This window comes from Mesotoga infera (assembly GCA_011045915.1).
GTDB classification, from domain to species: domain Bacteria; phylum Thermotogota; class Thermotogae; order Petrotogales; family Kosmotogaceae; genus Mesotoga; species Mesotoga infera_D.
Genome location: DSBT01000156.1, coordinates 1 through 8,397, shown reverse-complemented (window position 1 = coordinate 8,397; position 8,397 = coordinate 1). Strand labels below are relative to the sequence as shown.

Sequence of the window (8,397 nt, the reverse complement as noted above, 5' to 3'; positions counted from 1 at the left end):
GGGAACATCGCCACTCACAATACGCTGAGCCAAACCTTCTACAATTGCGGTTTTTCCTACTCCAGGTTCTCCGACGAGCGCGGGATTGTTCTTGGTTTTTCTTCCAACAATCTGTATTACCCTTCTGACTTCATCTTCTCTACCTATAACGGGCATAAGCTTGCCTTCCTTTGCAAGCTGAGTAAGGTCGATTGTGAACTTCTTCAAGGAAGAAAGATTCTCATCCTCTTCTGCGCCGCTTTTTCTTCGGCCCTTGAGAATCAATGTATAAATGTTATCCAGATTGATCCCGTATTTAGACAGGAGTCTGCTTGCGACAGCAGAGGTCTCCCGTACCATCGCCAGAAGTATATGTTCGGTTCCGGTTTTCGAATCGTGCATTCTTCTCGCTTCACTTCGCGCATTCTCAAGGATGTGTCTGGCCTCCGGGGTGATATATATCTGGTTTGTTGATTCGCGGCTACTTCCGTAACGTCCGATGACTTCTTCAACATCTTTCTTCAAAGAATCTATGCTGATGTTCTTCTCGTTCAGTATCTTGATGGCAATATTATCCCCGTCCTCAAGCATAGAAAGAAGAATGTGCTCCGATGCAAGTTGATTCTGTCTGTATCTCATCAGGATGTCTTGAACATCCATGAGGATTTTCTTGGCCTTCTCAGTGTACTCCTCATAGTTGATCATGCTACACCTCCAAAAAAAGGGCGCCCGAAAGCGCCCTCTTAGTTTCTCTCTTACGTTAATCGATCTTCACTTGGATTGCTTCTTTTTTGACTTCTTCTTTTTTGGGAAGCTCGAGTTTCAGGACACCGTCTTCATATTTCGCCTTGACATCATCACTCTTAACGTACTCAGGAAGCCTGAATATTCTCTGGAATGCTCCGCTATATCTCTCGTAGCGGTGATAGTCTCTTTCCTTTTCCTCTCTTTCAAGCTTCTTTTCGCCTTTGATTGAGAGAACGTCTTCTTCTACCTTGATTTCGAGTTCATCCTTCTTGATTCCAGGGATATCCATTTCGATAAAAACTGAGTTATCCCTTTCGTAGATGTCAACTTCAGGACTAAACATCGATGATTCTCTCGACTGGCTGTTCAACCCTTTGAAGGCATCGTTAAAGAGTCTGTCCATCTCCCTTTGAATCTCCTCGAAAGGTCTGAAAAGATCGCTTCCTCTTCTGATAGCCAACATATTAACACCTCCATTCTTTGGATCTCTATGATTTCTGTTATTTGCTGTCTTCCGGCGGGATATATTCGGTACCACTGTCACTATCATTATTATCACCTTCCTGTGGGACTCCGTCTGCAGGAGTTTGAGCCTGTGCTTTCTGGTAAACACTTTGTCCAACTCTCATACTTTCCTTCTGAAGCTGATCAAACAGGAGCTTTACCCTCTGCATGTTATCTTCGTTGAGTGCGTCTCTTAGGTCTTTCACGAGGCTTTCAAGCTTACCCCTGTCTTCGGATGAGATCTTTTCGCCGCTCTCGCTAAGGAGTTTATCGATGCTATATGCGAGTTGGTCTGCCTGATTCTTCAACTCAATTTCCTGTTTCTTTTGCTTGTCCTGCTCTTCGTATTTCTTTGCTTCCTCTACCACTCTCTTTATCTCTTCTTCAGACATCTTCTGTCTTCCGCTGACTACCATTGATTGTTCTCTATTGGTGCCCAGGTCTTTTGCTGAAACATGAACTATGCCGTCGCTGTCGATATCGAAGGTCACTTCAATCTGAGGAATTCCCCTTGGCGCGGGTGCAATTCCTGTTAACTTGAAGCTCCCGAGTGACATATTGTCTCGCGCCATAGTTCTTTCTCCCTGATAGACTGCCACTTCAACTTCTGTCTGGCCGTCTGCGGCAGTTGTGAAGACTTTGGATCTCTTAACTGGTACGGTGGAGTTTCTTTCAATTATCGGTTCCATCAGACCGCCCATGACCTCGACTCCGAGGGTCAGAGGTGTGACGTCAACGAGCACTAGATCGCTTTCGACACTGCCAGAGAGAATTCCACTCTGCAATGCAGCCCCAATCGCCACTGCTTCATCCGGGTTTATATTCTTGTTTGCATCTTTGCCGAAAATTGATTTGATGAAAGTCTGAACCATTGGTATTCTCGTTGAACCCCCAACGAGAAGCACTTCATCAATCTCTTTTGGAGAAAGCTTTGCATCGCTCATCGCTCTTTCTATCTGTTCTCTGGTACCCTCAACAAGATCCTTTATAAGAGACTCCAATGTCGATCTGGTTATCTTCATCTCGAGATGCAATGGCCCATCAGCAGTTGCAGTTATGAAAGGCAGAGAAATCTCCGTTTCAAACTTTGAAGAAAGCTCTATCTTAGCTCTTTCTGCGGCATCCTTCAGTCTTTGGAACGCCTGCTTGTCTTTTCTAAGATCGACGTTGTTCTTCTTTCTGAAGTCTTCTGCTATATGATCTATAAACCTCTGATCGAAGTCATCTCCACCGAGGTGATTATTGCCTGAGGTTGACAAAACCTCGACCACACCATCGCCAATATCTAGAACTGAAACATCAAAAGTTCCGCCACCCAAATCGTATACAATGATCTTCTTATCTCCGCGTTTCTTGTCGATCCCGTAAGCTACGGCAGCTGCCGTCGGTTCGTTGATAATCCTCTGGACTTCTAGCCCGGCAATAATACCTGCCTCTTTCGTGGCCTGTCTCTGAGCATCGTTAAAGTATGCGGGACAAGTAATAACTGCCTGCGTTATCTTTCCTCCAAGGTAGGCCTCAGCATCGGTCTTCATCTTCTTCAGAATATAGGCACTGATTTCCTGAGGAGAGTACTCCTTGTCATCGATCTTGACTGTGAAATCAGATCCAATCTTCCTCTTAATTGATCGTACCGTTCTATCAGCGTTCAATATTGTTTGCCTCTTCGCAGGTTCGCCAACAATGATCTCGCCTGTCTTGCTGAATGAAACTATCGAAGGGGTAGTCCTGTTACCTTCTGCATTTGGAATAACCTCGACGTTGCCGTCAGGCTTAACCCAGGAAATGACTGAATTTGTAGTTCCAAGATCGATACCAACTGTGTATTCTTTGTTTGCCATTTGATTTTCCCTCCTTACCACCAACTATCCATCTACAGTACTATTATAGGCAAGAGAAATTAACCTGTCAACAAGAAGAGTTTGGAATGTGATACATTTATAATGTATTGTCTGAGCCATCTTAAAAGGCATAAATAATACTGCAAAGTAATCGTATAGCGTTCTTAGTCTTCGACTGATAAAAGAATTACTTTTTTGGTCAGATGCCATCAGGGGTTTTCCAGCAGCTTCTGTTTAGTGCGCTCTATTGAGGAACTTCACTTGAAGGGAAATTCTAAATCATTTAGGTGTTGGTTTCTTTTTCAGGATTTCTTCAAGGGATTCAAGAGAAGTTGTTTCAATGTGTGCAGGATGTTCCTTAAGTATGGCAGGATATTTGAGACCCGAACCCGTCAAAACAACTACGACTAATGCTTTTCTCATATCCAGTTCTTCGTGCAGCTTGGAAATGGCTGCATAAGAAACGGCGCTTGCTGGCTGCACAAAGAACCCGTTCATAGCGAGGCTCCTTTGGGCTTTCATGATACTCGATTCATCAATTGCTACAGTTGCTCCACCATTTCTTTTGAGCATTCTCAAGACCGCATTTCCACTCGGAGGGAAGGGGTTCTCAATTGCATGAGCTATGGTTTCTGGATTATGAAATCTGGTTATTGTGGATGCGCGAGATGAAAAAGCGAGATCAATCGGTGAGCAACCTGCTGCCTGCGCAACGATCATTCGCGGTATACTGACTGACAATTTCGAATCCCTCAACTCTCGGAAGCCCTTTTCAATTCCCCTTACATTGCCTCCAGAGCTAGTGGGAACAATTACAAAGTCCGGAACCCTTTCTCCTAACTGAATAAATATCTCGAAAGCAATCGTTTTCGATCCTTCAACCCTCATCGGAGCGTCGGAATTTGCAAAGTAGATTCCGCTGTCGCTACCGGCTTCCAGAGAGTTGTAGTAAAGCTGCCCATAGTCACCTTTAACCTTGATAACTCTGGAGCCGTATATCGAAATTGGAGAGAGCTTTTCATCTGGAATCGAATCGGAGACAAGAATGGTGGTTTCCAATCCTGCTCTCTTGCCGAATGCGGCAACTGAAGCCGCCATGTTTCCGGTAGATACCGTACCAATGTGGTTGTAACCTCTGCCAATAGCATCGAGGACAGCTAGATAACTTCCCCTGTCCTTGAATGACCATGTTGGATTGATAGATTCATTTTTGGCGTAGAGTTCCATCCCGTAAGAGTCTTTGTCACCGAGTCTGGTCAGGGGGGTGAATCCCTCGCCTAAAGAAAGGGAGTTTTTGTCTTCCAGTCCAGGAAGGAGATCTGAGAAACTCTCCAAAATACCTGATCGATGGAATTGTATTTTCACAGTCCTTTTCATTTCAATAACTACTTCAAGAGGTTCTCCGCATTCACAGCGAAAACGCTCATCTGAGAACTCCTTTCCACAAGCGGTGCATATTAGTCTTGATGATCTCATTGTTTCGCTCCTTTCAAGTGTCTATCTGATAGATACTGTATTCAAGTATTTCTTTGAACCCGAGTTTCCTGGCAATCGATAGCGAAGGGCTATTCGCCGAGTCGCAATGCCAGTCAACTGTCAGTCCGTTCGATAAGAATTCATTTATACATGCTCTTGAAACAGCCATACCGAACCCCTGATTTCTGGATTCTTCGACTGTCTCCAGACCTACCTCAATTCTATCGGCAGATCTGTACACGCCGATGCACCAGCTTAGGATCGTACCTTTTCTGACTACTGCGTAACCACCGCTATTACGTAGGAAGGACTCCTCGTCTTTCCAAAAAGAGTATATCCAGCCCTCAAGCGCCTTGGTATTAGTCAGTTCCATCTCAAGCAATTCTCTGGTTATTCTTCGAGGAGCATTATCATTGTTGCAATTTCCACTTTTCATGTCCTTCGATGAACGCATCTGAAATAGAGATCTTCTCACCTGCCTGGAACCCAAACCGATTAGGATGTTTCCAAGTCTTTCATACATGACTGGAGCTGAATAGAAATTCAGATGAGGAATTCCAAAACCTCTTGCCAGCGTCATAAGAGTTTTAGAAAAGAGATCGCGCAAGGGAATGAGCAAATTATCTTCAATCCTGCCTCCAACCAGAATCGAATCACAGCAGTTCCAGATTACATAGATATTTGGCTCTTCGGGATTATCGACGTACACGATTCCCTTTGTATAAAGTTCTGTTACAGACAAGGACATGAGATTCTGGCCGAGTTCCTCAGCGATAGTCTCAATTCCCTGGAGTTTTTCCGGTTCCACATTATGCAACAACGCTGTCTCCTCCGATTTTGGTTCCTCAATTTTACTCTGCATCTCATTGGCAAAGCAAGAGAGTTGCACTGTTCTTTGTTTTGCACAATATACATGATAGATTATCTCAGGAGGTGATAAATTGGAAATCAAAGGATTTATTGAGATTGACGGGATTACCTACAGGCTTATTAGTCGTCAGAAGAGCTCATGCAAGAGACTGCGAATTAGAAGCAAAGGTCCGGTAGGTGTTCATCTGGGGACTGAAGAGAGCTTTTTGGAGAAGAATGCGGATTATCTGAAAAAGCTTCTAGAAAGCTCGGAAGTCGACATTCCCATTGGAAAGGATAACGGAGGAGCCGATGAATAGATTTGCAGATCAGTACGGAGAGATAGGTGCCAATATGCCCTCTGAGGAAGAGAGAATCAGTGAACATAACGAAGTTCTGCTTGATAGACTGGATAATATCATGCCAGGTCTTCTTCAAGAAGAGAATTTCGACGCCTGGTTGGTTATCGGAAGGGAAAATAACGAAGATCCCATAATAAGCACGCTTCTTCCCGGCTCGTTCTACGGGGCCAGCAGGATAACTGCGTTTCTCTTGACAAAAGACAAGAGATTCGTGCTATCTCCTTATGGAAGCAAGATGGAAGACTTCTACGAAAGCGCATGGAGAGTCGAAGACGGAGATATTTTCAAGTCTATTGCAACGCTGCTTGAAGATCTGAGAATTGAGAGTCTTGGAATAGACTTCTCGAAAGATTTCGCAGTGGCCGACGGAATAACTCATTCTCTGTTCGAGTCGCTAAGAAATCAGCTAAGCGGTAAAGTGAATCTGGTGAGTGCCGAGAACATCGCAATCAACTGGCTGCAGACCAGAACAGACAGGGAGATTGAGATATACAGGCATCTCGACAGAATTGCGCACATAATAATCCGGAATGCGTTTTCTAGAGAGAATATATCGTCCTGTATGACGACAACTCGAGATGTTGAGTTTCTGCTAAAGCGACTTGCAGTAGATATTGGATTGAAAACATGGTTTGGGCCGGATGTTGACTTTCAAAGGCGCGGTGTGGACGACCCTAGAAGTACAGGAGTAATAGAGGAGGGAGATCTTCTACACTGTGATTTTGGTTTTGTCTTCAATGGTCTGGCGACAGATACACAGCAAATGTTTTACCTGAAAATGGAAGGTCAAAGTAGCGTTTTGGAAGAGCTGCAAGATGTCATTTTCAGGACGAACGAGGTTCAGGACATTCTGGCACGAAATTTCATTGAGGGTATCAGCGGTAACGAGCTGTTAAGAATGTCATTGAAAGACGCAGCAGAAAAAGGTCTCGATGCGACGATCTATTCGCATCCTGTTGGTTATCATGGACACGGCGCGGGGCCAATCATAGGACTTTGGAATAATCAGAAAGGGATTAAGGGTACGGGAGATCTTAAAATCAGGGATTCGACTTGCTTTGCCATGGAGTTGAACAACAGAACTCCGGTGGCTTCTTGGAGTGGCCAGTCGGTTTACGGATTCTTGGAGGAGACTGTCGCTTTCAGAGACGGCGAGATTGACTATTTAGATGGAAGACAGAAAGAACTTTTTCTAATATAGGAGGTGGATACCATGAAGAAATCACTAATAGCATTTTGTTATATCGCATTGATAATCACTTCTGGGTTTGCATTTGAGCTGAAAGAGTCGGCCAAATCAATGAGTGTAACTGATCTTGCCATACTCGAAGTTCAAGAAAATCCTTCCACAGGGTATCTCTGGCATATTTTCGCGGAACCTACCGGTGTCCTGAGAAACTTCCTTGAAGAGCACAATACCCCCAGTATGATGCCAGGAGCTCCCTCCGTCAAAGGCTGGATAATGACTGCAGCAGAAGAGGGGAAGGCATTGATAACCTTAAAACTCTTCAGGGAGTGGGAAGGAGATAAGCACTCGATAGACTTCAGGGCATTGACTGTTAATGTAGCTGGTGAGGAAAAAGGCCAGGTTGATTTCAATATTCTAATGAACGAGGTTTCCCCCGGCTCAACCTTCACTGTGACTCTGGAAGAGAATGCCAGCACAGGATACTCATGGCAGTATCAGATTCTTGGAGAGGCTGTCATTGAAATCGATAAGAGAGTCCTGGCCGATGAGAGTGGAAAAGTCGGAGCCCCTTCAAAAGTCACCTGGACTTTCCAGGCGGCAGATGATGGGAATTCGGCAATTGTTTTTAGATATTTTAGATCGTGGGAAGGCGAGAAATCAGCGGTAGATTATAAAGCCTACAATGTCTGTGTGCAATGAACTCTGGGATTTTTTTTGCCGCTGTATAATATAATATAACTGAGGTGATCCTTGGTTGACTATCATAAGAGGTAAGCTGCAGGTATATCTGACATCAATTTTGATCATAGTTGTTTCGTCAATAGTATTTTCAATGCACTCTTTTCAGCCGGTCAGGCTGCTAGCTGTATTGAGTGAAATGGTTATTATTGCGGTTTCGCTCGTTGCGGCTTACCTCCTCGGGAACAGAGATCTTCATAGGGGAATACCTCTCGGACTCATTTTGCTGTCGCTTTCGACATACTTCGATTTACTCGAAGCGCTTACCGGAATGAATTACTTTGAGTTCATTTCCGTGGCTCTCTTAGCTGTAGGGTTTCCGGTTCTTCTGGCAAGTTCAATCTATCACATCAGGGAACGAAAAAAAAGAATCTCCGAATTCAGCGCAGTTTTAAGTAACTCGTTGGAGGGCATTCTTCTGCTGGATCTATCGGAAAATATCCTTTATCCGAACAAAACTGCATGTGATCTACTGGGATTCGGCGAAGAGCAACTGAAGATGAAGAAGTTTTCGGACTTTCTTTCTGAAGAGGGCAAGGAAAAATTGAGAGAAGCAAGATCTTGTCTCTTTTCAGGCAAGAATCTATCTGCATTTGAAGTCGAGCTGATTACGTCCGGCGAATCACCAATCGTTGCCGAGATTAGTCTGGTGATTGGAAGGAATGCAAATGAAAATCCTGATTCGATAATACTGACCTTCAAAGACGTAACG

At 44.3% G+C, this 8,397-nt stretch carries 9 protein-coding genes; 4 read left to right on the top strand and 5 right to left on the bottom strand.

What is annotated here, in order from left to right:
* From ENN47_05605 to ENN47_05585, 5 genes are all read right to left on the bottom strand, one after another.
* Nucleotides 1-684, bottom strand: a 684-nt coding sequence (locus ENN47_05605; GenBank protein HDP77649.1) for an ATP-dependent Clp protease ATP-binding subunit, incomplete at its 3' end; no start/stop codon positions are given.
* Nucleotides 685-739: 55 nt separating this feature from the next.
* On the bottom strand, nucleotides 740-1,189 hold the full coding sequence (locus tag ENN47_05600) for an Hsp20/alpha crystallin family protein (protein ID HDP77648.1): 450 nt from the start codon (nucleotides 1,187-1,189) through the stop codon (nucleotides 740-742).
* Nucleotides 1,190-1,226: 37 nt separating this feature from the next.
* On the bottom strand, nucleotides 1,227-3,071 hold the full coding sequence (dnaK, locus tag ENN47_05595) for a molecular chaperone DnaK (protein HDP77647.1): 1,845 nt from the start codon (nucleotides 3,069-3,071) through the stop codon (nucleotides 1,227-1,229).
* Nucleotides 3,072-3,350: 279 nt separating this feature from the next.
* A complete protein-coding gene (locus ENN47_05590; protein HDP77646.1) occupies nucleotides 3,351-4,547 on the bottom strand; it encodes a pyridoxal-phosphate dependent enzyme in 1,197 nt (398 codons plus the stop codon).
* A 13-nt stretch (nucleotides 4,548-4,560) separates the two neighbouring features.
* Nucleotides 4,561-5,409 carry a GNAT family N-acetyltransferase gene (locus ENN47_05585; protein HDP77645.1) on the bottom strand — a complete coding sequence of 283 codons (849 nt, stop codon included), beginning with the start codon at nucleotides 5,407-5,409 and terminating at the stop codon, nucleotides 4,561-4,563.
* Between the two features lie 79 nt (nucleotides 5,410-5,488).
* On the opposite strand from ENN47_05585, the gene ENN47_05580 reads away from it, so the two are divergent.
* The 4 genes from ENN47_05580 to ENN47_05565 form a co-directional block, all read left to right on the top strand.
* Nucleotides 5,489-5,716, top strand: coding sequence for a hypothetical protein (locus tag ENN47_05580; GenBank protein ID HDP77644.1), 228 nt, complete (start codon nucleotides 5,489-5,491; stop codon nucleotides 5,714-5,716).
* Nucleotides 5,709-6,959 carry a M24 family metallopeptidase gene (locus tag ENN47_05575; protein HDP77643.1) on the top strand — a complete coding sequence of 417 codons (1,251 nt, stop codon included), beginning with the start codon at nucleotides 5,709-5,711 and terminating at the stop codon, nucleotides 6,957-6,959. Before ENN47_05580 ends, ENN47_05575 begins: the two co-directional genes overlap by 8 nt.
* 12 nt (nucleotides 6,960-6,971) lie before the next feature.
* A complete protein-coding gene (locus ENN47_05570; GenBank protein HDP77642.1) occupies nucleotides 6,972-7,646 on the top strand; it encodes a chagasin in 675 nt (224 codons plus the stop codon).
* Nucleotides 7,647-7,701: 55 nt separating this feature from the next.
* A partial coding sequence (locus ENN47_05565) for a PAS domain-containing protein (GenBank protein ID HDP77641.1) occupies nucleotides 7,702-8,397 on the top strand: 696 nt, incomplete at its 3' end.

What these genes read in the sequence shown, in the direction of transcription:
- ENN47_05600 (HDP77648.1), bottom strand. Translation starts at nt 1,189, where the DNA reads ATGTTGGCTATCAGAAGAGGAAGCGATCTTTTCAGACCTTTCGAGGAG.
- dnaK (HDP77647.1), bottom strand. Translation starts at nt 3,071, where the DNA reads ATGGCAAACAAAGAATACACAGTTGGTATCGATCTTGGAACTACAAAT.
- ENN47_05590 (HDP77646.1), bottom strand. Translation starts at nt 4,547, where the DNA reads ATGAGATCATCAAGACTAATATGCACCGCTTGTGGAAAGGAGTTCTCA.
- ENN47_05585 (HDP77645.1), bottom strand. Translation starts at nt 5,409, where the DNA reads ATGCAGAGTAAAATTGAGGAACCAAAATCGGAGGAGACAGCGTTGTTG.
- ENN47_05575 (HDP77643.1), top strand. Translation starts at nt 5,709, where the DNA reads ATGAATAGATTTGCAGATCAGTACGGAGAGATAGGTGCCAATATGCCC.
- ENN47_05570 (HDP77642.1), top strand. Translation starts at nt 6,972, where the DNA reads ATGAAGAAATCACTAATAGCATTTTGTTATATCGCATTGATAATCACT.